Consider the following 25,428-nt stretch of genomic DNA (forward strand, 5'->3'; position numbering starts at 1 on the left):
GGCGTGGTGAGATCAGTATGCCGGCCGCAGCAGTACCCGCGCCTGGTCGGGGGCCACGTCGCGTCCGGCATAGGCGGCGGCCAGATCGTCCATCACCATCCGCGCGACGGATTGGCGATAATGGATCGGATCCCAGAAATTGTCGCGCGTCGCGGTCACCGGGCCCGGGATGTCGAAATCGACCACCATCGCGCGCGGCGCGGCGCGGGCGGCGGCCAGCACGGCGGCGCGGCAGGCGGCGCGTTCCGCGGTCAGTGCGCCGCCGGGCATGCCCTGCATCTCGCGCGCACTGGGCGGAAACCACAGGATCTTGACGGTGCCCGCCGGGATCGCGGCCAGCAGGGCGCGCAGCATCGGCATGGATTGCGGCGCCGGCGCCGGCCCGTCCGCCATCCGCCGGTCGACCGGCCAGCCGGCGAACAGCGCATCGACCCGGCGCCGGTCATACTGGCTGTCGGGCGGCACGAAGCTGGTATAGCCGTCCGATCCGTAGCGCTGGCGCTTGTGCCCGATCAGCCACATGAATTGGTTCGCGGCTTCCTGCACCGCGTACAGGTTCATCATCTCGGCGTATCCCCGCCAGGGCGACCCGGCATACATCCAGTCCGGCATCGGCCTGTTGGGGCCGGACAGCGCCTGCGCCGAGGCCGAGCACCAGGCGAAATCGACGTCGATCAGCACCGCGCGCGGCGCCGGATGATGGCGCAGGAACAGCCGCAGCAGCCGGTCCTGCTCCCACGGGCTGGCACTGTTCATGGCCATGTTGGCGAAGCGCGCGCCGAACGGCCGGTCCATGATCGCGGGTTGCAGCAGCCGGCCGGTCGATGTCCCGACCATCGCGGAATCGAAACGCGGACTGACGGCCAGGGCCGGCATGGTGAAGCGCGCATTGGTGGAAATCGGAATCCTGTGCCAGCGCGGCGACAACGGCAGCATGTCCCACGGATCGACGATGACGACGAACAGGAAGACCACGAGACCCGCGCCGGCCAGCGCCGCCGCGAATGCCAGCGCGAAGCGTCGCCACGCCGCCTGTGCGGAATGCGTCAGAGCGGCGGAATGGGCCGGGTCGGGCCGGGACATGTCAGAACTGGAAATAGATGAAGGCATCGGGAATCCGTCCGCCGATCAGCAACAGCAGCAATACGAAGGCAATGCCCGCCGGCACGGCCAGCAGTGTGGTCGGGCGCAGCATCCGCAGCACCGCATCCTGCGAGGACGGGCCGATCAGGGCGACGCCCAGCGCGATCCAGAACACCGCCGCGTCGCGCGGCCAGGCATGGCCTACGCCCTGCAATCCGGCCATGGCGCGCAGCACGCGCCCCGCGGTGGGAAAGTCCGGCGCGCGGAACAGCACCCACCCCACGATGACGAACAGCATCGTCAGCGCCCAGGCCGCCACGGCCGGCAGGCGCAGCGCCAGGCGGCTCGCCAGCCGCGTCCAGGCATGGTTCACCGACAGGGCCAGCCCGTGCAGCACGCCCCAGGCCACGAAGGTCCAGCCCGCCCCGTGCCACAAGCCCCCCAGCGCCATGGTGGCGAACAGGTTGGCGCTCTGCCGCACCGCCCCGTGCCGATTGCCCCCCAGCGGGATATAGAGGTAATCGCGCAGGAAGCGCGACAGCGTCATGTGCCAGCGCTGCCAGAACTGCCGGATGCTGGTCGCGCGGTAGGGCACGTCGAAATTGAACGGCAGCCGCAGCCCGAACAGCAGCGCCATGCCGATCGCCATGTCGGAATAGCCGGAAAAATCAAAGAAGATTTCCAGCGTATAGGACAGCGCCGCCACCCATCCCTGCGCCAGGTTCAGCGCCGCGCCATGCGCCGCCTGGTCGAAGAGCGGATTGCAGGTCTGGGCCAGCGTATCCGCCAGCCCGACCTTCTTGGCCAGTCCCAGCAGCAGCAGCATGGCCCCGCGTGAAAGGTTTTCCCACAGGTCCGGCCCGTGCGGGTCGGTGTCGAATTGCGGCACGATCTCATGATGGCGGACGATGGGCCCCGCGATCAGTTGCGGAAAGAAGGTGACGAATTCAAGGAAGTCCAGCGCGCTGCGCACCGGCCGCGCGCCGCGCAGCAGGTCGGCGTGATAGGCGATCTTCTGGAACGCGAAGAAGGAAATGCCCAGCGGCAACGTGATCGCCCAGGCCAGGTGCCGCCAGCCGGCCAGATGCGCCACGCTGTCGGCGAAGAAATTGGCGTATTTGAAAAACCCGAGCGTCAGCAGGTTGATGACGATTCCGCCGATCGGCCAGATGCGCCGGCGGCTGGTCGCCCAGGCCCGGCCCAGCCCCCAGTTCAGCAGGGTCAGCGCCACCAGCGCGGGCACGAAGCGCCAGTTCCAGAACCCGTAGAACAGCAGCGACGCGCCCACCAGGACGAGCTGCCGTGCCACGCGGCGTCCGGCGCACAGATGAAACAGCAGCAGCGTCGCCGGCAGAAAGCCCAGCAGGAAAGACTGAGTCGTAAACAGCATCTATAGGAACGCGGCCTTATTGGTGGCGAAAGGTCACGACCAGGACGTCGCGATAGGCCGGCTGGGCGGGGTCGATCGGCCGTACGGCGGTGACCCCGTGATAGACGCGATTATCGTCGACCAGCGCCGCGTCCAGCGGCTCGGCCAGCATGAAATGCCCGATCTCGCGCCGATGCAGGTCGTGGATGGACGTCTCGCCGCTGGCCACGTTCTCGCGCCGCACCATCAGCACCAGCACCCAGTCCACGCCGTCGCGATGCAGCCCCTCGGGCGTGGGCTCGCCCGGCTCGTCCGGGCGGGCCTCGATGCGGAACTGGTGGATCTCGGCATGCCAGATGTCCGGCTGCCCCGCCGGCGCCGTCAGGTCCGTCGCCACCCGCTGCATCAGGCGCAGGATGGCCATCAGCGCCGGGTGGGCGCCGATCGCGTCCTCGACGGGACGGAACCAGCGTTCGATTCCGCCATTCAACTCGTTGTAATCGCGGCTCTGATAATGCGGCTGGTGCTTCTTGCGCTCGATCCCCTCCGCCGAGACGGCGAAGGTCGCGTGGCGCCGCCGGCGATACCGCCCGCCATCGGCCATGTAGCGATCCAGCCCCAGCCGGTTCCAGCTTGCGGTGAAACCTTCCCAGTCCGCCAGGCCGTACGACGCCAGCATCGGGCGGATGTCGGCCGCCCGCAGGAAGCTGAATCCCTCGGTGCGCAGATGTTCTTCCAGCGGCGGAAGTTCGGGCAGCGGCGGTTCGGGCGCGGGCAGGGGCGGCGTGCTGTCTTCACTCATGGGTCTTGTCCGGATCGGGGGCGTTGGTGTTCGCGGGCGGGGCCGCGGGCCGATCCCCCTCGACGCGCAGCGGGCCGCCGCCGAAATTGCTCAGCAGGGAAACGGCGGTCGGCATCGGGAACTTGACCTTTTCCCTGACCATGCGCAGCCCCAGCCGGCGATTATATTCGCGTGACACCTTCCATTTGTTCCCCGCCGTGGTGCGGAACGAGCCGATCAGCTTGGCGCCGTTGCCGTCGGCGCTGTCCAGGCCCAGGAACGTGAAATCGGTCAGGATCATCGGCCCGAATGCCTCGTCGGCGCGCAGTTCGGCCACCTGGTCGGCCAGGATCGCCGCCACGCGGTCGGGGTCCTCGCCCAGATCAAGCATGAAGGTCACGATCACGACGTTGAAGTCGCGCGAGGTGTTGGCGACCGAGGTGACGGACGAGAACGGAATGATATGCACGTCGCCCGACGTGGTCCGCAGGCGCAGGGTGCGGATCGACAGATGCTCGACCGTGCCGGACACGCCGCCCGCCGTCACCCAGTCGCCCACCTGCATGGCATTTTCCACCAGCATGAAGAAACCGGTGATGAAATCCTTGACCAGGCTCTGTGACCCGAAGGCGATCGCCGCACCCAGGATGCCCGCGCCGGTCAGCAGCGGCGTCACGTTCAGCCCGATCTGCGACAGGGTCGTCACCGCGACGATGATGATGATGACCGTCAGCAGCACCGTGCGGATGATCGGCAGCACGGTGCGCAGCCGCACCGCGCGCGACAGCTGCTCGGTGTCTTCATAGCGCCTGACCTGCCGTTGCAGCGCCGCGTTCGCGGACTCCCACACCAGGGCGGCCACCGTGATGGCGATCAGGATCGACAGGATCGCCGCCAGGATCTGCGTGCCCAGCGTGCCGTGCAGGAAGAAGGCGACGCTGGGAATGCCCCAGGCCTGCATCAGGACCACGATCGTGACGAAGACCAGCAGGCTGGACAGCATGCGCCGCGCGAACGGGTAATAGTAATCGGCCCGCGCCTGCAGCCCCGGATAGCGTATCTCGGTCTCGTCACTGATGTGGAACAGCCGGTTCTGCGCGCCGAACGCCAGCACCGCCGCCACCCGCGACAACAGGATGACCAGGACCGTCATCAGGGTGGTACGCCAGATCCAGCTATAGCCGCCGCGCAGTTGCGTGGCCCAGACCAGCCACAGCGCCAGGTCGAACACCATGGCGGGCAGCCACCAGAACCGCGCCATATGGGCCAGGATGCTCCAGAAGGTCCGCTTGCGCAGCCGCGACGGCGGTTGCAGCGCGTTGGCCACCGGCATGCGGATCCGCCAGATGAACACCGCGATCAGGATATGCTCGATCAGCACGATCGCGCGGATCAGTGCCTGGGTGCCGCGCGGCGGCATGTGGAACAGCACGCCCAGCGACGACAGGCAGACGACGATCGAGCCCACGGCGACCAGCAGGTTCCACCAGCGGGTGACGATCCGCGCCGTGCGGTCCGATGCCCGGCACAGCCGGATCGTCGGCGATTTCGGCACCATGACCATCTCGACCAGCAGGCAGATCATCCGTGCCGCGACATAGGCGTTGGTCACCATCAGCGTGACCAGTTCGGCCTGCTCGTCGCCCACGATCGCGGCGCCCGCATAGCCGATGCCCAGGAACAGCGCCACCGGCAGCAGCTTGATCAGCAGATGCAGCAGCGAGAAGGGCACCCGCCGCAGGATGCGCAGCGTCTCGTGCTGCTTGCGGTCGTCCTGCCGCCGCGTGTCCTGCGTTTCCTGCTGGGTCTCGTCCTGCGGGGCGGGTTCGGGGCGGGCTTGCGCCTCTTCCTGCGCCTCGCGGTGGTTCAGCCGCCGTTCGGCCTCGATCGCGCGGCCGGTCACCGCCCGCAGGGGGCGGCGCAGCAGGATCGCCAGGCCCCGTTCCGCCGCCAGCGCCGCCAGGATGACCAGCCCGGCGGGGCCGAACGCGCCGAACAGCGCCTGGCGCAAATCCGGGGTCGCGAATTCGGTGCGCACCCAATGCCCGACGAACGCCAGGTCGGAAAACAGGCCGGCAAACTGGCGGGCCTGGCGGGCCGTGGCCTGGCGCATCCCCGACAATTCGCCGATGATGTCGCTGCCCAGGCTGTTGGGCTCCAGCGCCATCTTTCCGCCGCCCGGGGCGGCACCGGCCGCCGGCGCGGGGCCCGATCCCGACGTTGGCGCCGGCATCGACCCTGCCTGGGGCAGGCCCCTGGCGATCACCGACAGGGTGCGGATGAATTCCTCGCGCCTTTTCGGATCGTTCAGGACCGCCAGCGCCTGCTGCGCCTGCTGGGCCGTGATCGCGGCGGCGGGCGCTTCGGCCAGGGCCCGCCCGCCCGTGATCGACAGGACCAGGACGGCGATTGCCATCAGCATGCGTGCAAGGGCGACGGGGCGCCGGGGGCCGGAGAGGCGGGCGGAAGGAACGGGCATGAATGCGGCTTGCCTCAAGCTGCCGCCACGGGGCGGACCGTGGCGGGGTGATGGTCGGGCGCCGCCGGGTGCGCGGCGCGGCTCAGAAGATGATCCCCGGGCGATGACCTCGGACGACGCTCAATCCGCGACGATACCGATCCTTGCCCGTGCCGTCACGGTTCCGCCGTCCAGGCGGTACAGCGCGTCCAGGATGCCGGCCTGCAGGCTGCCGGGGCCGGCGGCCGCGTGTGCGGCCATTTCTCCCGCCAGGCCGATCAGCACCATGGCATGCGCGCAGGCGGCCATCGCGTCGGGTTCGACCGCCAGGCAGGCGCCGGCGATCGCGGTCGCGCTGCAGCCCAGGCCGGTGACCCGGGTCATCATTTCATGGCCGTTTTCCACCCTGGCCACGCGCGTGCCGTCGGTGATGAAATCGGTGGCGCCGCTGACGGCGACACAGGCGCCGCTGGCCCGTGCCAGGCCGCGCGCGGCCGCCAGCGCCTCGGCGGCGGCGGCCTGCGAATCGACGCCCCGGCCGGTCGGCGGCGTGCCCGCCATCCGCGCATGCAGATGCGCCAGGGCCAGGATCTCGGATGCATTGCCGCGAATGGCGCGGGGGGCGTCGGCCAGGCTTGCGACCGCGACTCGGGAGCGGAAATCCAGCACGCCCACGGCCACCGGGTCCAGAATCCAGGGCGTGCCGGCCTGTTGCGCCGCACGGGTCGCCAGCGCGATCGCACGGGCCTGCGGCGCGGTGATCGTGCCGATATTCACCACCAGGGCATCGGCCAGGGCGGCGAATTCCGCCACTTCCTCCTCGGCCCCGACCATGGCGGGTGACGCGCCCGCCGCCAGCAGCGCGTTCGCGGTGCTGTTGGCGACGACCAGGTTGGTGATGTTGTGGACCAGCGGCGCGGCGGCGCGGATTTTCGCCAGCGTGGCGGCGGCGGCTTGGGGGGTGAAGAGGAAAGCGGACATGGGCGGGGCGCCTTTCGTCGGGATCGGCGGGTTCAGCCCGGGGGCGCGAAATTGACCAGCGCCTCTTCCTGCCGGCGAATGACGCAGGTGCCGGCCAGCAGATCGTGCAGCCCCTGCTTGCGCGCGGTCCACATGACCATCAGGAAACCGATTCCCATCAGGATGAAGGACAGGAACTTGCCGAAATACCGCCCGGCCGCGCGGCCGATGGTGATCCGGCTGCCGTGAATGTCGGTCACGCGCATCCGGCAGGCCATCTTGCCCGGGGTCGCCTGCAGGCGCGAGGATTCGAACAGGATGTAGTAAAGCGCCGGCAGAATGAACTGCACCAGTTCGTACAGCCCCGACCCATGCCAGGCCGGGTGGATGAACTGATAGGAATATTCGGCCGGGATGTCGCTGACGCGGACCAGGTCGGAAATCTGGTATTTTCCGACCCCCGGTCCGCTGTTCATCAGCGTGACCGTCAGGCTGGGCGACAGCAGCAGGCCGACGACCCAGCCCGCGACGCTGATGATGCAGGCGTCGATGCCCCAGGCCAGCACGCGAAACCAGAACCCGGCATAGACCCAGACAGAGCGCGGCTCCATGCGGCCCGGCGGCACATAGGGCGATCGCGAAGCGAAAGGATCGCTGCCGGGCGGCAGATCGGACATGGAACTGTTTCCTTCCGGCAAGGGCCGCGCAATGGCCGCCAGCTACGCCAGTCAGCTACGATAGGACCCGTTGATGTCGATATAGCCGTGGGTCAGGTCGCAGCTCCATGCCACGCCGGTCCCGTTTCCCAGTCCCAGATCGATCTCGATTTCGATTTCGCTGCCCTTCATATGGGCCACGACCGGCGTTTCGTCATAATCGGGCACGACGGTGCCGTTGCGCGCGATCCACACGCCGCCGATGGCGATCGACAGCGTGTCGCGGTTGGCGGGCTCGCCGCTCTTGCCCACGGCCATCACCACCCGGCCCCAGTTCGCGTCCTCGCCCGCGATGGCGGTCTTGACCAGCGGGGAATTCGCCACCGCCATCGCCACGCGCTGTGCGGAATCGTCGCTGGTGGCGCCCGTCACCTGGATGCGGATCAGCTTGGTCGCCCCTTCGCCGTCGCGCACCACCAGCAGCGCCAGTTCCAGCAGCAGGCTGTCCAGCGCGGCGGCGAATTCGGCCAGCGCAGGGTCGGTCTCGGACTCGACCGGCGGATTGCCGGCCTGTCCGGTCGCGAACAGCAGGACCATGTCCGACGTCGAGGTGTCGGAATCCACCGTCGTGCGGTTGAAGCTGCGTGCCGCGCCCGCTGCCAGCAGCGGCTGCAGCACGGCGGCCGGCAGGGCGGCGTCGGTGGCGACGAAGCACAGCATGGTCGCCATGTCGGGCGCCACCATGCCGCTGCCCTTGGCAATGCCCTGGATCCGCACGGTGGTGCCGGCGATCGTCGTCTCGCGCACCGCGGCCTTGGGGAAGGTGTCGGTGGTCATGATGCCGCGCGCCGCATCGGCCCACCCGGTCTCGGACAGGGTGGCGTACAGCCCGGGCAGCGCATCGGAAATCTTCTGGTAGGGCAGGATCTCGCCGATCACGCCCGTCGAGGCCAGAAAGACCTGGCTGGCGGCGCAGCCGACCAGCCGGGCGGCATCGGCCGCGTTGGCCTGCGTCGCCTCGAAGCCGGCGCGGCCGGTGAACACGTTGGCGTTGCCGGCATTGACCACCAGCGCCCGTGCCTCGCCCTGCGGCAGGGCCGCGCGGCACCAATCCACCGGGGCGCCGGGGCATTTGCTGCGCGTGAACACCCCCGCCACCGTGGTGCCGGGCGCGAATTCGGCCATCACCAGGTCGGTGCGCCCCGTATAGCGGATGCCCGCGGCGGCGGCACCGAACCGCACGCCGGCCAGCGGCGGCAGGGCGGGCAACGGGCGGGCTAATGGAGAATGGGGAAGGGATTGAGCCATCGGTCCGGTCTTCTTTCTGCGCGGCTTCGGGGCGATCCTGCCGGCCCGCCCCGGCTGGGGCGGGCGGCTGTGGGCGGATGGAAAACCACCGGGCCGCCCGCCCGGCTTGCGTCGTCTTACTTCGTCGCGGGCGCCGCCGGCGTGGCCGGGATCGGCTTGCCGGTGGGGTCGTAACGGACGACCTTCACCGCCGCCACGGCCTTCTCGACCGCATCGCGGACACCCTGCTGGATCAGCTTCTGGCGGATTTCATCCCGCACGTCGGCCAGTTTGGGCACGGAGGCGGTGCGCGTGTCCAGCACTTGGATGACATGCCAGCCATATTGTGTATGGACAGGGACCTGGCTGAAGCTGTGCGGCTTCATCGCGAACGCGGCGTCCGAGAAGGCCGGCAGCATGTCGCCCTTCTTGAACCAGCCCAGGTCGCCGCCATTCTGCTTGGCCGACGCCTTGTCGGTCGACAGCTTGGCCGCCAGCGCGCCGAAATCGGCCCCGCCCTTCAATTGCTTGATGATATCCTGCGCCTGGGCCTCGGTCGCCACCAGGATATGGCGCGCATGGATCTCGGGCTCGGGCTTCTTGTTCGCGTAATTCTGCGTGTAATAAGCCTGGATCGCGGCATCGGTCAGGCCGGGCGTGACCTGCTGCGACAGATAGGCGTTCTGCAGCGCGTTGGCCGCCGCCGCGTTCATCTGCTGCTGAACCTCGGGCTGGTTCTGCAGGCCCGATCGGGTCGCCGCCGCCTGGATCGCCTTCTGGTCGATCAACTGGTTCAGCAGCATCGGGAAGATCATGTTCGGCGGGAGCTGGCGCAGTTGGGCCGGCATGGTGGCCGCCGCCTGGCGCACGTCGTCCAAGTGGATATCCTGGCCGTTCACGCTGGCGACGACCGGGTTCGGATTGGCGGGCGCCGCCGGCGCCGCGGCCGGCGGCTTGGCCGTGGCGGGGGCCGCTGCCACCGCATGAGGGACGGAGAACGCAGGGACAAGCAGGGCCGCCGCCAGAATGGAAGCCGCCGGGCTGGAAAGCCGCATATGGAAAAACCCTAACAGAATAAGAAATAAGACGCGCGGCGCATCATGGCCGAGCCCGCCTGGTCCTGCAAGGCTACCTCGGCGCCATCGCGCCGGCCGCGCCGGCTTTGCCTCGGCGGTGCTTCGACTTCGCCCGAGTTCGCCCGAGTTCGCCCGAGTTCGGTTGACCCGTGGCGGCGCGGGTCCTATCTCAGATGCCGCGCGAGAATGCCATTCCTTACAGTTCCTGCCCGCCCGGGGTTCGGCCGGGTGCGGGGCCGCGCCATTCCGGAAGGTCTACATGTTCGCCAGTCTTGCCCGTGCCCTGTTTGGAACCGCCAACGATCGCTCGCTCAAGGCGTTCCAGCGCCGCGTGCCCGAGATCAATGCGCTGGAGCCCCAGGTCCAGGCGCTGGACGACGCGGCGCTCTCGGCCAAGACCGCCGAATTCCGTGCACGGATCGCGGCGGGCGCCACGCTCGACTCCCTGCTGCCCGAGGCCTTCGCCGTGGCGCGCGAGGCCGCGCGCCGCGTGCTGGGCATGCGCCATTTCGACGTGCAGTTGATCGGCGGCATGGTGCTGCATGCCGGGCGGATTGCCGAGATGCGCACCGGCGAGGGCAAGACCCTGGTCGCCACGCTGGCGGTCTATCTCAGCGCGCTGGCCGGCAAGGGCGTGCACGTGGTCACGGTCAACGACTACCTGGCCCGCCGCGATGCCGAGGAAATGGGCAAGCTCTACGGCTTTCTCGGCCTGACCACCGGCGTCATCGTGCCCAACCTGTCGGACGAGGAACGGCGCGCCGCCTACCATGCCGACATCACCTACGGCACCAATAACGAATTCGGCTTCGATTATCTGCGCGATAACATGAAGTACCGGATCGAGGACATGGTCCAGCGGCCTTTCTGCCACGCGATCGTGGACGAGGTGGATTCGATCCTGATCGACGAGGCCCGGACCCCGCTGATCATCTCGGGGCCGGCCGAGGACAGTTCCGACCTGTACCGCTCGGTGGACGCGATCGTCCGCGAGTTGGTCCAACTGCCCGACATGTACGAAAAGGACGAAAAATTCCGCTCGGTGATCCTGACCGACGCGGGGTCGGAACAGGTCGAGACGATGCTGCGCGCCGCGGGCGTGCTGCACGAGGGCGGGCTGTACGACATCCATAACATCGCGGTGATCCACCACGTGCAGCAATCGCTGCGCGCCCATACGCTGTTCGCGCGAGACGTCGACTATATCGTCCGCGGCGGCAAGGTCGTCATCATCGACGAATTCACCGGCCGCATGATGGATGGCCGCCGCTATTCCGACGGGCTGCACCAGGCTCTGGAAGCCAAGGAGCATGTCGAGATCCAGCAGGAAAACCAGACGCTGGCCTCGATCACCTTCCAGAATTATTTCCGCCTCTATCCCAAGCTGTCGGGCATGACCGGCACCGCGATGACCGAGGCCGACGAATTCGCCGAGATCTACAAGCTGGACGTGGTCGAGATCCCGACCAATCTGCCGGTGGCGCGCAAGGACGAGGACGACGAGGTCTACCTGTCCGCGCGCGAGAAATACGAGGCGGTCAGCAATCTGATCGAGGACATCGCCAAGACGCCCCAGCCGGTGCTGGTCGGCACCACCTCGATCGAGAAGAGCGAGTATCTCTCGGAACTGCTGAAGAAGCGCGGCATCCGCCACAACGTGCTGAACGCCCGCTTCCACGAGATGGAGGCGACCATCGTCGCCCAGGCGGGCGCGCCGGGCGCGATCACGATCGCCACCAACATGGCCGGCCGCGGCACCGACATCAAGCTGGGCGGCAACGTGGAGATGCGCATCCGCCAGGAACTGGCCGAGGTGACGGACCCCGAGGAACGGGCCCGGCGCGAGGCCGAGATCCGCGCCCAGGTCGCCGAATACCATCAGATCGTCACCCAGGCGGGCGGGCTGTACGTCATCGGCACCGAACGGCACGAGAGCCGCCGCATCGACAACCAGTTGCGCGGCCGCGCCGGTCGCCAGGGCGATCCGGGCAATTCGCGCTTCTTCATCTCGCTCGAAGACGACCTGATGCGCATCTTCGGCAGCGAGCGCATGGGCGGCATGATGCAGCGCCTGGGCCTGAAGGAAGGCGAGGCCATCGTCCATCCCTGGATCAACAAGGCGCTTGAACGCGCGCAGAAGAAGGTCGAAGCCCGCAACTTCGACATGCGCAAGAACACGCTGAAATATGACGACGTCATGAACGACCAGCGCAAGGAGGTCTATGCCCAGCGCCGGGAATACATGGCGACCGAGGACCTGTCGGCCACGGTGCAGGAGATGCGCGCCGACGTCATCCACGACATGGTGGCGCGTCGCATCCCCGAACGCAGCTTCGCCGAGCAATGGCAGAGCGCCGAACTGGCCGAGGATGTGCGCCAGCTCCTGGGGCTGGACCTGCCGATCGCCGACTGGGCGCGCGAGGACGGGGTGGACGAACGCATCATCACCGAACGGCTGGAACAGGCCGCCACCCAGCTCCAGGCCAGCAAGGCCGCCAATTTCGGCCCGTCGGTGATGCGCTATATCGAAAAGCAGGTCCTGCTCGGCACCTTCGATTCGGTGTGGAAAGAACATTTGCTGGCGCTGGATCAGATGCGCCAGGGCATCGGCCTGCGCGCCTATGGCCAGAAGGACCCGCTGAACGAATTCAAACACGAGGCCTTCCAGCTCTTTACCTATATGCTGGACGATCTGCGCGCGCGCGTGACCTCGTCCATGGCGCGGGTCGAGATCGCGCCGCCGGTGCTGGACAATCCCTTCGGCGGCGTCGCCGAACTGCATGCCGACCCCGAGGTGCCGGGCCTGGCCTCCGAGCCCCCGCCGGGTGTCCTGGCCGGCGTCGGGCAGGCTTCCTTCGCCGCCCCGGCCGCCATGACGCTCGCCACCCCGATCGGCGCCGCGGCGATCATGCCCGACGATCCGTCGAGCTGGGGCGAGACGCCGCGCAACGCGCCCTGCCCCTGTGGCTCGGGCAAGAAATACAAGCACTGCCATGGGCGCCTGGCCTGATCCGGCGGGCGGTGTGCGGCAGGGCATTTTTTCAGGACGAGAGTTAGAGACGAACGATGGCGGGTCATTCCCAATTCAAGAACATCATGCACCGCAAGGGCGCGCAGGACGCGCGCCGTGCCAAGCAGTTCGCCAAGGTCATTCGCGAAATCACCGTCGCCGCCCGTTCGGGCATGCCTGACCCGGCGGCCAATCCGCGCCTGCGCGCCGCGATCTCGGCGGCGCGCGAGGTCAACATGCCCAAGGACACGGTCGAGCGCGCGATCAAGAAGGCCACCGGCGCCGGCGGCGGCGACGATTATGTCGAGGTCCGCTACGAGGGCTATGGCCCGGCCGGGGTCGCGGTGATCGTCGAGGCCCTGACCGACAACCGCAACCGCACCGCCTCGGACGTCCGCGCCGCCTTCTCGAAACATGGCGGCTCGCTGGGCGAGACGAATTCCGTCTCCTTCATGTTCACCCGCCTGGGCGTGATCGCCTATCCCGCCGCCACCGCCGGCGAGGATGCGATGCTGGAGGCGGCGATCGAGGCTGGCGCCGACAACGTCGAAACCAGCGCCGAGGGGCATGAGATCACCTGTCCGGTCGAGTCCTTCTTCGCCGTCCGCGACGCGCTCGAGGCCCGGTTCGGCGAACCGGCCAGCGCCAGGTTCGACTGGCGTCCCGGCACGGTCGTGACCCTGGACGAGGAAAAGGCTCGGGGCGTGCTGAAGCTGATCGACGTGCTGGACGAAAACGACGACGTCCAGGCCGTCTATGCCAATTTCGACCTGCCGGACGACGTGGCCGAGAGGCTGTCCGCCTGAGCCGGCGCATGGTCCGGCTGCTGGGCATCGACCCCGGCCTGCGCTTCACGGGCTGGGGGATCATCGATGTGGACGGCAACCGGCTGTGCCATGTCGCCGACGGCGTGATCGCGACCGACGGCGACGCGGCGGTGCCCGACCGGCTGCGGCGGCTGCATGACGCGCTGCTCGACCTGGTGCGCGTTCATGCCCCGGCCGAGGCCGCGGTCGAGGAAACCTATGTCAACCGCAACGGCGCCTCGACGCTCAAACTCGGCTATGCCCGCGGGGTGGCGCTGCTGGTGCCCGCGCTGGCCGGGATCGGGGTTTCCGAATACGGTGCCATGGCGGTGAAGCGGGCGGTGGTGGGCACCGGCGCCGCCAGCAAGGACCAGGTCGAGATGATGGTGCGCCGCCTGCTGCCCGGAGCGACGATCCGCCGGGCCGATGCGTCCGATGCCCTGGCGGTGGCGATCTGCCACGCCCATCACCGGGCCAGCGCACTGCGCGTCATGGCCGGGACGCGCATGGCATGATCGCGCAGTTGACCGGCCTGGTGGGACAGGTCGAAGCCGATCGCTGCGTGGTCGACGTTCATGGCGTCGGCTATCTGGTCCATGCCTCGACGCGCACCCTCGCCGCGTTGCCCCACCCGCCCGAGGTCGCGCGCGTGCTGGTCGAGACCGTGGTGCGCGAGGATGCGTTCCTGCTCTACGGCTTCGCCGAGCCGGCGGAACGGGACTGGTTCCGCCTGCTGACCACCGTGCAGGGGGTGGGGGCGAAGCTGGCGCTGGGGATTCTCTCCGCCCTGTCGCCGGCCGATCTGGCGGCGGTGATCGCCGCGGCGGATAAGGCCGGCCTGACCCGCGTATCCGGGGTGGGCGCGCGCCTGGCCGAACGAATCCTGTCGGAATTGCGCGGCAAGGCCGGCCGCATTGCGGTGCCGCCCGGCGCGGTCCTGCCGGCCGCTGCGGGCGGCGGGGTGGAGGCCGACGCGCTGCTGGCGCTGGCGGGCCTGGGTTTCCGTCGCGCCGAGGCGCAGCCGGTGGTGGCGCGCATCGTCGCGCGCCTGGATGACAAGGCGGATCTGGACGTCGTGATCCGCGAAAGCCTGCGGGACCTCGCGAAATGACCGAACAGCCCCCGCGCACCGTCGATCCCGCCCGTACCGGCGACGACGCGCTCGAGGCCGGGCTGCGCCCGCAGACCCTGGAGGATTTCACCGGGCAGAAGGCCAGCCGCGAGAACCTGGCGATCTTCATCGCCGCCGCCCGCCAGCGCGGCGAGGCCATGGACCATGTGCTGCTGCACGGCCCGCCGGGCCTGGGCAAGACGACGCTGGCGCAGATCGTGGCGCGGGAACTGGGCGTCGGCTTTCGCGCGACCTCGGGCCCGGTCATCCAGCGGGCGGGCGACCTGGCGGCGATCCTGACCAACCTGCAGCCGCGCGACGTGCTGTTCATCGACGAGATCCATCGCCTGCAGCCGGCGATCGAGGAAGTGCTCTATCCGGCGATGGAGGATTTCCAGCTCGACCTGATCATCGGCGAGGGGCCGGCCGCCCGCTCGGTGCGGATCGACCTGTCCCCCTTCACGCTGGTCGCCGCCACCACCCGGGCGGGGCTGCTGGCGACCCCGCTGCGCGACCGGTTCGGCATCCCGCTGCGGCTGGTGTTCTACACGCCGGACGAACTGCGCCAGATCGTCTCGCGCGGGGCACGCAAGCTGCAATTCGACCTGACATCCGACGGGGCCGAGGAAATCGCCCGCCGTTCGCGCGGCACGCCGCGCATCGCCGGCCGGCTGCTGCGCCGGGTGCGCGATTTTGCCGCCGTCTCGCGCGGCGGCGGGCCGGTCGACCGTGTCCTGGCCGACGCCGCGCTGTCGCGGCTCGAAGTCGATGCGCTGGGCCTGGACGGGATGGACCGCCGCTATCTGCGCCGCATCGCCGAACACCACCATGGCGGTCCGGTGGGGGTGGACACCCTCGCCGCCGCCCTGGCCGAGGCCCGCGACACGCTGGAAGACGTCGTCGAACCCTATCTGATCCAGGAGGGATTGGTGCTGCGCACCAGCCGCGGCCGCATGCTGGGCGAACGTGGCTGGCGGCATCTGGGCCTGGTCCCGCCGCCCCGCCAGCCGGGCCAGGGCGATCTGCTGCACGGGGGGGATCCGCTCCGGGGGGATGGCCCGCCGGAGGACGGGGCATGATGCACAGCATCCCGTTCCGCATTTATTACGAGGACACGGATGCGGGCGGCGTCGTCTATCACGCCCGCTACCTGGCGTTGGCCGAACGCGCCCGGACCGAGGCGATTCGCAGCCTGGGCCGCCCGGTTGCGGCCCTGATCGACGAATTCGGCCTGGCCTTCGTGGTGCGCCGGGCCGGCATCGACTATCGCCGGCCGCTGCGGCTGGACGATGTCGTGACCGTGGTCACCCGCCTGACCGAACTCAGCCCGGCCAGTTGCCGCCTGGCGCAGGATTTCCTGCGCGACGGCACGCCGTGCGCGACGCTCGATGTCCACCTGGCCTGCGTGCGGGTGGCCGACGGCCGGCCTGCCCGATTTCCGCCTTCATGGCGTGATCTGCTGAACGGATTGGCGGATTAGGGCGGGCCCGCATTCCCGGGCATGACGGGCCGTCCATGCCGGTCCGGATTTATTCGTCGGGGCAGGCGCGAACCGCCGCCGGGGGTGCTTCTGCTTTCCTGCGGAAGCCTATAAGGAACGCACTGGAGTGCAGTGTCAGGCTGCCCCGACTCGGCCGCGGCACGCGAGGCGGCACGGCCATGGGCAGAAGGTGCAGGAGGCATTTTTGGACCAAGCGGTTAACGCGGCTAACCTGGGCGCGGCTGCGTCGGGTTTGTCGCTCTGGAGTCTGTTCATCCACGCGGCGATCGTCGTCCAGCTGGTGATGATCGGGCTGGCCATCAGCAGCGTGGTCGTGTGGGGCATCATCTTCGACAAGGTCGTGACCCTGCGGCGCGTCAATCGCCAGGCGACCGAATTCGAAGACAAGTTCTGGTCCGGCGGCAGCCTGGACGACCTGTACGAATCCGACGGCGCGAAGCCCCAGCATCCCCTGGCCGCCGTCTTCGGCGCGGCGATGGGCGAATGGCGCCGTTCGGCCCGCATTCCGGGCGTCGACCTGGTGCGCGGCGGGGTGCAGGAACGCGTGGACCGCGCCATGACCATCACCGTGACGCGCGAAATGGAACGGCTGGGCCGCTGGATGATCTTCTTGGCAACCATCGGACCGGTGGCGCCGTTCATCGGCCTGTTCGGCACGGTCTGGGGCATCATGCATGCCTTCGGGTCGATCGCGGCGATGCACAATACCAATCTCAGCGTCGTGGCCCCGGGTATTTCCGAGGCCCTGTTCGCCACGGCCATCGGCCTGGTGACCGCCATTCCGGCGGTGATCGCCTATAACGTCATCAGCAACAACCTGGCGGTGTTCGAGGACCGGATGGCCGGGTTCGGCACCGAATTCGCCGCCATCCTGTCCCGCCAGTCCGAGGAAAGAGGCTGAACCATGGGCGTTTCTCTGGGCGGAGGGGGCGGTCGCCGGGGGCGCCGCCGTCCCATGTCGGACATCAACGTCACCCCGCTGGTGGACGTCATGCTGGTGCTGCTGATCATCTTCATGGTGACGGCGCCGATGATGACCAGCGGCGTGAATGTCGACCTGCCCAAGACCGACGCCGCCCCGGTGAATGCGGACACCAAGCCGATCACCGTGTCCATCCGTTCGGACGGCGCGCTGTATCTGGGCGACAATCCGGTTTCGGCCGATCAACTGGTCGACCAGCTGCGCACGGCCGCCGAGAATGATCCGGCGCATCGGATCTTCGTGCGGGGGGACGCCCATATCGATTACGGCCGGGTGATGGAAGTGATGGGCCGGATCACCGCCGGCGGCTTCACCCATGTCGCCCTGCTGGCCCAGCAGCCGCCCTCGGGCGGCGGCGCGCCCTGATTTTCCTCCGTCCTGGGAGCGTCCTCGTCGTGGTTCCGCCGCGTCGTTCCGAACGTATCCTGATGCGGCGCTCGATCGTCGCGTCCGGCGTCATCCATGCGGCGCTGCTGCTGGCGGTGATTCTGGGGCTGCCGATGCCGGTGCCCCCCGAACCGCCGCCGCCGCCGACCATCGAGATGGAATTCACCAGCTCCGACAATGGCGGCATGCCCCACAAGGCCGAGAAGCCGGCGACCAAGCCTGCGCCAGCCCCGGCCCCGGTGAAGCAGGAGGCCCCGCCGGCCCCCACGCCGCCGACCAAGGCGCCGAACGAGGAGCCGCCGCCGCCTCCGCCGCCCCCGCCCCCCATGCCGCCCCCGCCGGAGCCGAAGCCGGTGCGCCAGCCGCCGAAGCCGGTCCCGCCGAAGGTCCAGCAGCCGACGCCCGAAGCGGTGCATCAGCCGCCGCCCCCGCCGCGTCCGGCGCCGCCGCAGCCCACGCATACGACCAGCCCGCCGACGCCGCAGCCCGAACCGACCGCGCCGCCCAAGGTGCGGCAGCCGTCGCGCATCACCCAGCCGAACGAGGCGAAGAAAGCGGTGCCGGACACGCATTCGCTGCTGGCGACCCTGGATGCCTTCCGTGCGGACCAGAAACAGACCCATCCGCCCAAGGCGCGGGCGAACCCGCTGCAGGGCGGCGCGCCCGAAGGCGGCGGGGCGCCGGACGGCGACATCACCAGCGCGCTCAGCGCGGCCCAGCAGGGCGCGATCGGCAATGCGGTCCGCCGCTGCTATACCGAGGACACGGCCGCGCGCGATTATGCCACTTTCGTCGCCCATCTGGTGGTGACGGTCGATGCGACGGGCACGGCCCGCATCGTCCAGTTCGCGCCGGAAACCCAGGCGCGGATGGCGGCCGACGGGTCCTATCGCGCCCTGGCCGAACGCGCGCGCGCGGCGGTGCTGAGCCCCACCTGCGCCCAGCTGCCACTGCCAAAGGCGATGCTGGGGCAAACGCGGCAACTGAAATTCGTTTTCCGCCCATGAGGCAGCCTGCCTGCCGGACTGTCGCCCGGCCCGGGGGAGGCCAGGCTAATGCAGGCCAGGATAGTGCAGGCCACCCTGGGCGGTGCGTACGAGGAGAAGATTATGCGTCCGAATGACCTTGCGTGGATTTCCGATACCGATGCGTCGTTTTTGGCGTCCCATCTCGGCCGGCGCACCTTGATGGGGGCGGGGGCCGGCCTTGCGGGCGGTATCCTGGCCGCGCCGCTTTCGGCCCTGGCGCAGCAGGCGCCCGCCCCCGGCGCCGCCGAAATCACGGTGGACCAGGCACGCACCGCGCCGATCCCGATCGTCATTCCCGTGCTGGGCGGCGACATGGGCCAGCAGATCAGCGGCGTCGTGTCGGCCGACCTGGGCAATTGCGGCCTGTTCGCCCCGGTCAGCGGCGCGCTGCCGGTGGGCGTGCCGGATTTCGGCACCTACAAGTCGCTGGGCGCCCGCGCGCTGGTCAGCGGCACCGCCACCAGCAGCGGCGGCGCGCTGCGGGTCGAATTCCGCCTGTGGGATGTGCTGACCGGCCAGCAGATCCAGGGCACGGCCTATACCGCCGGCGTGAACGAGGCCCGCAAGATCGCCCATATCATCGCCGACGTGATCTATGAGCGGATGCTGGGCGAGAAGGGCTATTTCAACACCCGCATCGCCTATATCGCCCGCTCGGGCCCCCGCGCGCACCAGACGACGCGCCTGGCGATCATGGACCAGGACGGCGCCAACAGCCATTATCTGTCCGGCGGGCAGTGGCTGACCCTGACTCCGCGCTTCAGCCCCACCAGCGACCAACTGGCCTTCATGTCCTACGCCAACAACCGGCCGCGGGTGTATCTGCTGAACCTGGCCACCGGCCGGCAGCAATTGCTGGGCGATTTCGAAGGGATCTCCTTCGCGCCGCGCTTCGCGCCCGACGGCCGGTCGGTCGTCATGTCGGTCACGCGCGGCGCGGGGTCGGATATCTATACGGTCGACCTGGTGTCGCGCGTCAAGCGGCAGCTCACCGCCTCGGGCGCCATCGACACCAGCCCGTGCTACAGTCCCGACGGCTCGCAGATCGTCTTCAATTCCGATCGCGGCGGCTCGCCGCAGCTTTATATCATGAGCGCGGGCGGCGGCGGCGCGCGGCGCATCTCCTACGGCACGGGCACTTATGGCTCGCCGGTCTGGTCGCCGCGCGGCGACCTGATCGCCTTTACCCGCATCGCCAACGGCAGCTTCTCGCTGGGCGTCATGGCGCCTGACGGCACCGGCGAACGGATCATGACCCAGGGCTTCACGGTCGACAGCCCCAGCTTCTGCCCGAACGGGCGGGTCATCGCCTTCTGCCGTCAGTCGGCGGCCGGCCCCGGCGGAGCCGGCTTCTCGACGGGCATCAGCACGGTGGATATCACCGGTTTCCATGAGCGGCCGATTCCGGTCGGCGGGGCGTCCGACCCGGCCTGGTCGCCGCAGAACGGTTAAGTTTTAAAGACCGGAAAGGCACATTACTGTGCTTTTCCGGTCAATACTGACAGAAGATATCCGCCGCGCGCGAAGGGCATCTTGACCTGCCACCGCGTCTGGCGTTAACGGGCGGGTGGTCTCCAGTGTTCGCAACGTTCTGTCGCCCGGTTGTTGACGGAACAAAACGAGTGTCGGGACCAAGTCCTTACCCGACTACTTAATCATAATGGTTCCGTGCGGGAACCGATCTCAGGATCTAAAATAATGAGACTGAAGCTTCTTGGTGCGCTTGGCATGGCCGTGCTTCTGGCGGCGTGCTCTGGAAATAAGGAAACGGGGGCAACGACGGGTACCGGGGCCGCCGCGCAGACCTCGGGCGTCACGCCGGGCAGCGAGGCCGACCTGGTCGCCAATGTCGGTGACCGCGTGTTCTTCGACTTCAACAAGAACGCGCTCTCCAGCGAGGCCCAGGCCACTCTCGATCGCCAGGCCGCCTGGCTGGCCAAGTATCCGCAGGTCACGATCGAAGTCGCGGGCAACTGCGATGACCGTGGCACCGAGGAATACAACATCGCCCTGGGCGAGCGTCGCGCCAATGCGGCGCGCGACTACCTGGTGGCGAAGGGCGTCGCCGCTTCGCGCATCACGACGATCTCCTACGGCAAGGATCGTCCGACGGCGACCGGCGACGACGAGCAGTCGTGGGCCCAGAACCGCAACGCGATCACGTCGGTTCGCTGAGCGTCTCGGCAGACTCTCCATCTGTCCGAACAAACCGGCCAGGCGCATGTCGCCTGGCCGGTTTTGTTTTGCGCGCAGCGTTCCGTCCCCCATGTCCTTCCTTCGCGTCCGTCACGGGGCCCGCGCGGCATCTTCACGCCTTCGGGGCGCAGGTGCATAACAGGGGCGGTCTCTCTGACCTCGTATCGTCGCGTGCGATCATGGCCGGCCTGTGGGCGGTGCTGATCCACTCTTGGGGAATCCGTTCATGCGGCTTGCTGCATTCCGCCCTTCTTCGCCATTTCATGGTCGCGGCATCCGGCCCGCGCGGGCAGGGGGGCTGGCGCTGCTGGGTCTGCTGGCCGGCCTGACCAGCCTGTCGCCGCTGCCGGCCCGGGCGCAGGATGTGACCAGCCGCGAAGGCATCGCCCTGCAGGACCAGATCATGGATTTGCGCCAGCAGATCTTGCAGCTCCAGGGGGCCATGGCGTCCCAGCCGGCCGGCGGTGGCCTGCCGCCGCCCGCGGCGCAGGGTGCCGCCCCCGCGGCCAATGGCGACCTGACGGCGCAATTGCTGGAACGCGTCGCCACGCTGGAACAGCAGGTGCGCGACATGCGCGGCGAACTCGACCAGTTGACCAACCAGGTCCAGCAGCAGAACGCGGCGGTGACCAAGCAGATCGACGACATGAACTTCGCCATGCAGAATGGCGGCCATGGCGCGGCCCCCGCACCCGAATCGGCGCCGGCCGCCGCCGCCCCGGCGGCGCCCGCCGCGCCCGCGACCAGGGCCACGCCCGAAACCTTGCTGCGCGACGGCAACGCCGCGCTGATCCGCGGCGACTACGCGGCGGCCCAGGCGGCGGCGCAGAAGGTGCTGGCCGGTCCGCGCAATGCGCGTCAGGTCGACGCGCAGTTCCTGCTGGCCCAGTCGCTGGCCGGCCAGAAACAGTACCGGCAATCCGCCGTAGCCTATTACGATACCTATAATCGCGCGCCGCATTCGGCCCGCGCGCCGGACGCGCTGCTGGGGGTCACGGCCACGCTGCTGGCCCTGGGCGACAAAAGCTCGGCCTGCCAGGCCCTGGCGAAGCTGAAGGCCGAATTCTCGTCGCCCGCCCCCCGGGTCAAATCGGCCGAAGCCATCTATCGCGCTCGCGCGGGGTGCCGCTGACCGCGTGACGGCGCCCGGCGAGACACCGCCCGGGGGCCAGGGCGGAGCGGGGCCGCTGGATGACGCGGCCTTCGCGGCGGCGATCGCGCCGCTCGGCCCGTGGCTGCCGGACCGGCCGGACATGCCGCCGGTCGGGCTGGCGGTCTCGGGCGGGGCGGACAGCCTCTGCCTGGCCTTCCTCGCCGGGCGCTGGCGGCGGCGGGTCCGTGCGCTGATCGTCGATCACGGCCTGCGCGCGGCCTCGGGGGGCGAGGCCCGGCTGACGCGCGACCGGCTGCATGCCATGGGCATTCCGGCCGACATCCTGATGCTGGACGGGCTGCACCCCGGACCGGGGCTGGCCGATCGGGCGCGCCGTGCCCGCTATGCCGCGCTGGCGCGGGCCTGCCGCGCATACGGAATCGTCGACCTGCTGCTGGGCCACCATGCCGACGACCAGGCGGAAACCATCCTGATCCGCCGGCGTGCCGCCAGCGGCCCCGACGGGCTGGCCGGCATGGCGCGCGTCTCGATCCTGCCCGATATGCGGCTGGTGCGGCCGTTGCTGTCCTTCGGTCGCGACCGGCTGCGTGCCACGCTGCGCCATGCGGGGCTGGAGTGGGTCGAGGATCCGTCCAACGCGGACCCGTGTGCCGAGCGCGCGCGGGTCCGCGCCGCCCTGGCGCATGATCCCGATCGCGCGGCCCAGGCCCTGCTCGAGGCCGGCCGGCAGGGCGCCGCACGCATGGCCCGCGACGTGGCGCGGGCCGCGCGGCTTGCCGATACCGCCACGGCCGCCGTCGGCGGCTGGGTGGCGCTGCGGGGCGATCCGTCCTGCCCCCGGGATCTGGCATTGCTGATCCGCGCGGTCTCGGGGCGCGACTATCCGCCATCGGCCCGTGCCGTGGCCGCGCTGTGCGCCGGCCCCAGGGCCGTCATATCGGGCGCGGTCACTTTGGGCGGGGTGTGCCTGGTTCCGGCGGGGGCCGCGCTGCGCCGGGCCGGCCTGTCCTGGCTGCTGGTGCGCGAGGAGGCGGCGATGCAGCCCCCGGTCCCGGCCCGGCCGGGCGGCATGTGGGATGGGCGCTTCGTGCTGTGTGCGCCGCCGGGCACGGACCTGTCGGGGGTGACGATCGGCGCCGCCGGGCCGCCCGCTTGCTGGGCGCCGCGGCACTGGCGCTCCGTCTGGCCCGCCCGCGCGCTGCGCACGGCGCCGGCCCTGCACCGGGCGGGCCGGGTGGTCGCGGTGCCGGGACTGGCGATCTGCCATGCGCCGGATCTGGCGGCGGTGCGGCTGCTGCCGGCCGCGGGCGCGGCGGCGACCGAAAGCGCGCGCTTCGCCGGGGGGCCGGGGGCGGAATTCTGATGCCCGGGGCAAGAAAGACCGCTCATGGGGGTGTGAATGTGACCCGAAGCGCCTATGTATGGGTGAACATAAGGTTGAAAAGGCGCGTTGCCGCTGGTCAGAATAGAGCCGCCTCGCGTGCCCCGGCACCGTGCGGGAGCCGGGGGCGTCAGCGTATGGAACAATGGGCAAGATGAACAATTTTGGCCGGAACCTGGCCCTGTGGGTAATCATCATCGTGCTGCTGTTGCTGCTGTTCAACGTCTTCCAGCCCGGAAGCGCGCAGCACGCGTCGCAGCAGCTCGCATATTCCGATTTCATCGGGGATGTGAATGGCGGGCGCGTGCGCTCGGTCGTGGTGCAGGACCATAACATCTCCGGCACCCTGACCGACGGCACGTCGTTCGAGACCTATACCCCGCAGGATCCGACCCTGATCCCCCTGCTGACGGGCAAGGGGGTCGAAGTGGTGGCGAAGCCGCTGGACAGCGATTCGAACCCGTTCCTGCGCTATCTGATCAATTATGCCCCGATCCTGCTGATGTTCGGCGCCTGGATCTTCATCATGCGCCAGATGCAGGCCGGCGGCGGAAGGGCGATGGGCTTCGGCAAGTCGCGCGCCCGCATGCTGACGGAAAAGCAGGGGCGGGTGACGTTCGATGACGTCGCCGGCATCGACGAGGCCAAGGGCGAACTGCAGGAAATCGTGGATTTCCTCCGCGACCCGCAGAAATTCACCCGCCTGGGCGGCAAGATCCCCAAGGGCGTGCTGCTGGTCGGCCCGCCGGGCACCGGCAAGACCCTGCTGGCGCGCGCCATCGCGGGCGAGGCCAACGTGCCCTTCTTCACCATCTCGGGTTCGGACTTCGTCGAGATGTTCGTCGGCGTCGGCGCCTCGCGCGTGCGCGACATGTTCGAGCAGGGCAAGAAGGCCGCGCCCTGCATCATCTTCATCGACGAGATCGACGCGGTGGGCCGCCATCGCGGCGCCGGCCTGGGCGGCGGCAACGACGAGCGCGAGCAGACGCTGAACCAGATGCTGGTCGAGATGGACGGGTTCGAGAGCAATGAGGGCGTGATTCTGATTGCCGCGACCAACCGCCCCGACGTGCTGGACCCGGCCCTGCTGCGCCCCGGCCGCTTCGACCGTCAGGTCGTGGTGCCCAATCCCGACGTGGTCGGACGCGAGAAGATCCTGCGCGTGCATATGCGCAAGGTCCCTCTGGCCTCGGACGTCGATCCCAAGGTGATCGCGCGCGGCACGCCGGGTTTCTCGGGCGCCGACCTGGCCAACCTGGTGAACGAGGCCGCGCTGATGGCCGCCCGCCTGGGCAAGCGTACTGTCGCGATGCTGGAGTTCGAGAACGCCAAGGACAAGGTGCTGATGGGCGCCGAACGCCGCTCGCTGGTCATGAGCGAGGACGAGAAGCGCATGACCGCGTATCACGAGGGCGGCCACGCCCTGGTGGCGATCCTGACGCCGGGGGCCGATCCGGTGCACAAGGCCACGATCATCCCGCGCGGTCGCGCGCTGGGCCTGGTCATGAGCCTGCCGGAAGGCGACCGCTATTCCAAGAGCCGCGCGAAATGCCTGGGCGAACTGACCCTGGCCATGGGCGGCCGCGCGGCCGAGGAAATCATCTTCGGCGCGGACAACGTGTCCAACGGCGCCTCGGGCGACATCAAGATGGCGACCGACCTAGCCCGCCGCATGGTGTCCGAATGGGGCATGAGCGAGAAGCTGGGCATGATCGCCTATGGCGATAACGGGCAGGAAGTCTTCCTGGGCCACACCGTGACCCAGAACAAGAACGTGTCCGAGGAAACGGTCCGCGAGATCGACGACGAGATCAAGAGCCTGATCGACGCCGCCTATATCCGCGCCCGCACCCTGCTGATCGAGCATATCGACCAGTTGCATCGCCTGGCCCAGGCCCTGCTGGAGCACGAGACCCTGTCGGGCGAGGAAATCCGCCAGGTCCTGCGCGGCGAGCAGATCGAGCGCATAGTGGTGGACGATCCGATGCCGGAAAATCGCCGCGCCTCGGTACCGCCGACGCCGCCGGCCGCGCCGCTGCCCTCGCCCGGCGGTGGGGGGCTGGATCCGGCGCCGCAGCCGGGCTGAGGCCCCCATCATCGGGTCTGAACGACAGGCGGGGCCCATGCTCCGCCTGTTTTCTTTCGGGCGCGCGTCCCCGCGTTTTCTTATGAGCGCGCGTCCCCGCATTTTCTTATGAGCGCGCGTCTCCGCGCGACGAAAACATGCCACGGAAACATGCCA

Annotated in this window: 22 protein-coding genes; 14 read left to right on the forward strand and 8 right to left on the reverse strand. The window is 69.1% G+C overall.

Features of this window, described 5'->3' with window-relative positions; genetic code table 11:
- Positions 1–12: 12 nt before the first annotated feature.
- The 8 genes from AAC691_RS19430 to AAC691_RS19465 all read right to left on the reverse strand — a co-directional run bounded on the left by AAC691_RS19430 (position 13) and on the right by AAC691_RS19465 (position 9,649).
- A complete protein-coding gene (locus tag AAC691_RS19430) occupies positions 13–1,083 on the reverse strand; it encodes a hypothetical protein (protein WP_342628144.1) in 1,071 nt (356 codons plus the stop codon).
- Between the two features lies 1 nt (position 1,084).
- Positions 1,085–2,473, reverse strand: coding sequence for an MBOAT family protein (locus AAC691_RS19435; RefSeq protein WP_342628145.1), 1,389 nt, complete (start codon positions 2,471–2,473; stop codon positions 1,085–1,087).
- A gap of 16 nt (positions 2,474–2,489) precedes the next feature.
- Entirely contained in the window at positions 2,490–3,254 is a 765-nt protein-coding gene (locus AAC691_RS19440) for a 2OG-Fe dioxygenase family protein (protein ID WP_342628146.1), read from the reverse strand.
- Positions 3,247–5,712, reverse strand: coding sequence for a mechanosensitive ion channel domain-containing protein (locus AAC691_RS19445; protein ID WP_342628147.1), 2,466 nt, complete (start codon positions 5,710–5,712; stop codon positions 3,247–3,249). The genes AAC691_RS19440 and AAC691_RS19445 overlap by 8 nt, the downstream gene beginning before the upstream one ends.
- Positions 5,713–5,832: 120 nt before the next feature.
- Positions 5,833–6,672 carry a hydroxyethylthiazole kinase gene (gene thiM / locus AAC691_RS19450; RefSeq protein WP_323990222.1) on the reverse strand — a complete coding sequence of 280 codons (840 nt, stop codon included), beginning with the start codon at positions 6,670–6,672 and terminating at the stop codon, positions 5,833–5,835.
- Between the two features lie 32 nt (positions 6,673–6,704).
- Positions 6,705–7,328 (reverse strand): RDD family protein, encoded by a 624-nt coding sequence (locus AAC691_RS19455; protein ID WP_176641319.1) that lies wholly within the window; start codon positions 7,326–7,328, stop codon positions 6,705–6,707.
- Positions 7,329–7,379: 51 nt separating this feature from the next.
- Positions 7,380–8,615 carry a bifunctional glutamate N-acetyltransferase/amino-acid acetyltransferase ArgJ gene (argJ, locus tag AAC691_RS19460; protein ID WP_342628148.1) on the reverse strand — a complete coding sequence of 412 codons (1,236 nt, stop codon included), beginning with the start codon at positions 8,613–8,615 and terminating at the stop codon, positions 7,380–7,382.
- A 116-nt stretch (positions 8,616–8,731) separates the two neighbouring features.
- Entirely contained in the window at positions 8,732–9,649 is a 918-nt protein-coding gene (locus tag AAC691_RS19465; protein WP_342628149.1) for a peptidylprolyl isomerase, read from the reverse strand.
- Between the two features lie 280 nt (positions 9,650–9,929).
- On the opposite strand from AAC691_RS19465, the gene secA reads away from it, so the two are divergent.
- The 14 genes from secA (at position 9,930) to ftsH (ending at position 25,272) form a co-directional block, all read left to right on the forward strand.
- Positions 9,930–12,680 carry a preprotein translocase subunit SecA gene (gene secA / locus AAC691_RS19470; RefSeq protein WP_342628150.1) on the forward strand — a complete coding sequence of 917 codons (2,751 nt, stop codon included), beginning with the start codon at positions 9,930–9,932 and terminating at the stop codon, positions 12,678–12,680.
- A 56-nt stretch (positions 12,681–12,736) separates the two neighbouring features.
- Positions 12,737–13,486, forward strand: a complete 750-nt coding sequence (locus tag AAC691_RS19475) for a YebC/PmpR family DNA-binding transcriptional regulator (RefSeq protein WP_176641700.1) — start codon at positions 12,737–12,739, stop codon at positions 13,484–13,486.
- An 8-nt stretch (positions 13,487–13,494) separates the two neighbouring features.
- Positions 13,495–14,001 (forward strand): crossover junction endodeoxyribonuclease RuvC, encoded by a 507-nt coding sequence (ruvC, locus tag AAC691_RS19480; RefSeq protein WP_342628151.1) that lies wholly within the window; start codon positions 13,495–13,497, stop codon positions 13,999–14,001.
- Entirely contained in the window at positions 13,998–14,597 is a 600-nt protein-coding gene (gene ruvA, locus AAC691_RS19485; protein ID WP_342628152.1) for a Holliday junction branch migration protein RuvA, read from the forward strand. Before ruvC ends, ruvA begins: the two co-directional genes overlap by 4 nt.
- On the forward strand, positions 14,594–15,676 hold the full coding sequence (gene ruvB, locus AAC691_RS19490) for a Holliday junction branch migration DNA helicase RuvB (RefSeq protein ID WP_342628153.1): 1,083 nt from the start codon (positions 14,594–14,596) through the stop codon (positions 15,674–15,676). Before ruvA ends, ruvB begins: the two co-directional genes overlap by 4 nt.
- On the forward strand, positions 15,673–16,077 hold the full coding sequence (ybgC, locus tag AAC691_RS19495) for a tol-pal system-associated acyl-CoA thioesterase (protein ID WP_176641024.1): 405 nt from the start codon (positions 15,673–15,675) through the stop codon (positions 16,075–16,077). Before ruvB ends, ybgC begins: the two co-directional genes overlap by 4 nt.
- Positions 16,078–16,282: 205 nt before the next feature.
- Positions 16,283–16,999, forward strand: coding sequence for a protein TolQ (gene tolQ, locus AAC691_RS19500; RefSeq protein WP_176641023.1), 717 nt, complete (start codon positions 16,283–16,285; stop codon positions 16,997–16,999).
- A gap of 3 nt (positions 17,000–17,002) precedes the next feature.
- The gene (gene tolR, locus AAC691_RS19505) at positions 17,003–17,446 is read left to right on the forward strand and encodes a protein TolR (protein ID WP_176641022.1); all 444 of its coding nucleotides are present in this window, start codon (positions 17,003–17,005) and stop codon (positions 17,444–17,446) included.
- A 29-nt stretch (positions 17,447–17,475) separates the two neighbouring features.
- Positions 17,476–18,474 (forward strand): energy transducer TonB, encoded by a 999-nt coding sequence (locus AAC691_RS19510; RefSeq protein ID WP_342628154.1) that lies wholly within the window; start codon positions 17,476–17,478, stop codon positions 18,472–18,474.
- Between the two features lie 102 nt (positions 18,475–18,576).
- Positions 18,577–19,947 carry a Tol-Pal system beta propeller repeat protein TolB gene (gene tolB, locus AAC691_RS19515; RefSeq protein ID WP_323993557.1) on the forward strand — a complete coding sequence of 457 codons (1,371 nt, stop codon included), beginning with the start codon at positions 18,577–18,579 and terminating at the stop codon, positions 19,945–19,947.
- A 246-nt stretch (positions 19,948–20,193) separates the two neighbouring features.
- Positions 20,194–20,670: a peptidoglycan-associated lipoprotein Pal gene (gene pal, locus AAC691_RS19520; protein ID WP_176641060.1), complete on the forward strand. Its 477-nt coding sequence runs from the start codon at positions 20,194–20,196 to the stop codon at positions 20,668–20,670.
- Between the two features lie 247 nt (positions 20,671–20,917).
- The gene (locus AAC691_RS19525; protein ID WP_342628155.1) at positions 20,918–21,823 is read left to right on the forward strand and encodes a hypothetical protein; all 906 of its coding nucleotides are present in this window, start codon (positions 20,918–20,920) and stop codon (positions 21,821–21,823) included.
- A gap of 4 nt (positions 21,824–21,827) precedes the next feature.
- Positions 21,828–23,168: a tRNA lysidine(34) synthetase TilS gene (gene tilS, locus AAC691_RS19530; RefSeq protein WP_342628156.1), complete on the forward strand. Its 1,341-nt coding sequence runs from the start codon at positions 21,828–21,830 to the stop codon at positions 23,166–23,168.
- A 172-nt stretch (positions 23,169–23,340) separates the two neighbouring features.
- Positions 23,341–25,272 carry an ATP-dependent zinc metalloprotease FtsH gene (ftsH, locus tag AAC691_RS19535; protein ID WP_342628157.1) on the forward strand — a complete coding sequence of 644 codons (1,932 nt, stop codon included), beginning with the start codon at positions 23,341–23,343 and terminating at the stop codon, positions 25,270–25,272.
- Positions 25,273–25,428: the final 156 nt, after the last annotated feature.

Source organism: Nguyenibacter vanlangensis (genome assembly GCF_038719015.1).
Classification (GTDB): domain Bacteria; phylum Pseudomonadota; class Alphaproteobacteria; order Acetobacterales; family Acetobacteraceae; genus Gluconacetobacter; species Gluconacetobacter vanlangensis.

Coding starts and splice junctions, on each gene's coding strand:
- AAC691_RS19430 (WP_342628144.1), bottom strand. CDS start 1,083: ATGTCCCGGCCCGACCCGGCCCATTCCGCCGCTCTGACGCATTCCGCA.
- AAC691_RS19435 (WP_342628145.1), bottom strand. CDS start 2,473: ATGCTGTTTACGACTCAGTCTTTCCTGCTGGGCTTTCTGCCGGCGACG.
- AAC691_RS19440 (WP_342628146.1), bottom strand. CDS start 3,254: ATGAGTGAAGACAGCACGCCGCCCCTGCCCGCGCCCGAACCGCCGCTG.
- AAC691_RS19445 (WP_342628147.1), bottom strand. CDS start 5,712: ATGCCCGTTCCTTCCGCCCGCCTCTCCGGCCCCCGGCGCCCCGTCGCC.
- thiM (WP_323990222.1), bottom strand. CDS start 6,672: ATGTCCGCTTTCCTCTTCACCCCCCAAGCCGCCGCCGCCACGCTGGCG.
- AAC691_RS19455 (WP_176641319.1), bottom strand. CDS start 7,328: ATGTCCGATCTGCCGCCCGGCAGCGATCCTTTCGCTTCGCGATCGCCC.
- argJ (WP_342628148.1), bottom strand. CDS start 8,615: ATGGCTCAATCCCTTCCCCATTCTCCATTAGCCCGCCCGTTGCCCGCC.
- AAC691_RS19465 (WP_342628149.1), bottom strand. CDS start 9,649: ATGCGGCTTTCCAGCCCGGCGGCTTCCATTCTGGCGGCGGCCCTGCTT.
- secA (WP_342628150.1), top strand. CDS start 9,930: ATGTTCGCCAGTCTTGCCCGTGCCCTGTTTGGAACCGCCAACGATCGC.
- AAC691_RS19475 (WP_176641700.1), top strand. CDS start 12,737: ATGGCGGGTCATTCCCAATTCAAGAACATCATGCACCGCAAGGGCGCG.
- ruvC (WP_342628151.1), top strand. CDS start 13,495: ATGGTCCGGCTGCTGGGCATCGACCCCGGCCTGCGCTTCACGGGCTGG.
- ruvA (WP_342628152.1), top strand. CDS start 13,998: ATGATCGCGCAGTTGACCGGCCTGGTGGGACAGGTCGAAGCCGATCGC.
- ruvB (WP_342628153.1), top strand. CDS start 14,594: ATGACCGAACAGCCCCCGCGCACCGTCGATCCCGCCCGTACCGGCGAC.
- ybgC (WP_176641024.1), top strand. CDS start 15,673: ATGATGCACAGCATCCCGTTCCGCATTTATTACGAGGACACGGATGCG.
- tolR (WP_176641022.1), top strand. CDS start 17,003: ATGGGCGTTTCTCTGGGCGGAGGGGGCGGTCGCCGGGGGCGCCGCCGT.
- tolB (WP_323993557.1), top strand. CDS start 18,577: ATGCGTCCGAATGACCTTGCGTGGATTTCCGATACCGATGCGTCGTTT.
- pal (WP_176641060.1), top strand. CDS start 20,194: ATGAGACTGAAGCTTCTTGGTGCGCTTGGCATGGCCGTGCTTCTGGCG.
- AAC691_RS19525 (WP_342628155.1), top strand. CDS start 20,918: ATGCGGCTTGCTGCATTCCGCCCTTCTTCGCCATTTCATGGTCGCGGC.
- ftsH (WP_342628157.1), top strand. CDS start 23,341: ATGAACAATTTTGGCCGGAACCTGGCCCTGTGGGTAATCATCATCGTG.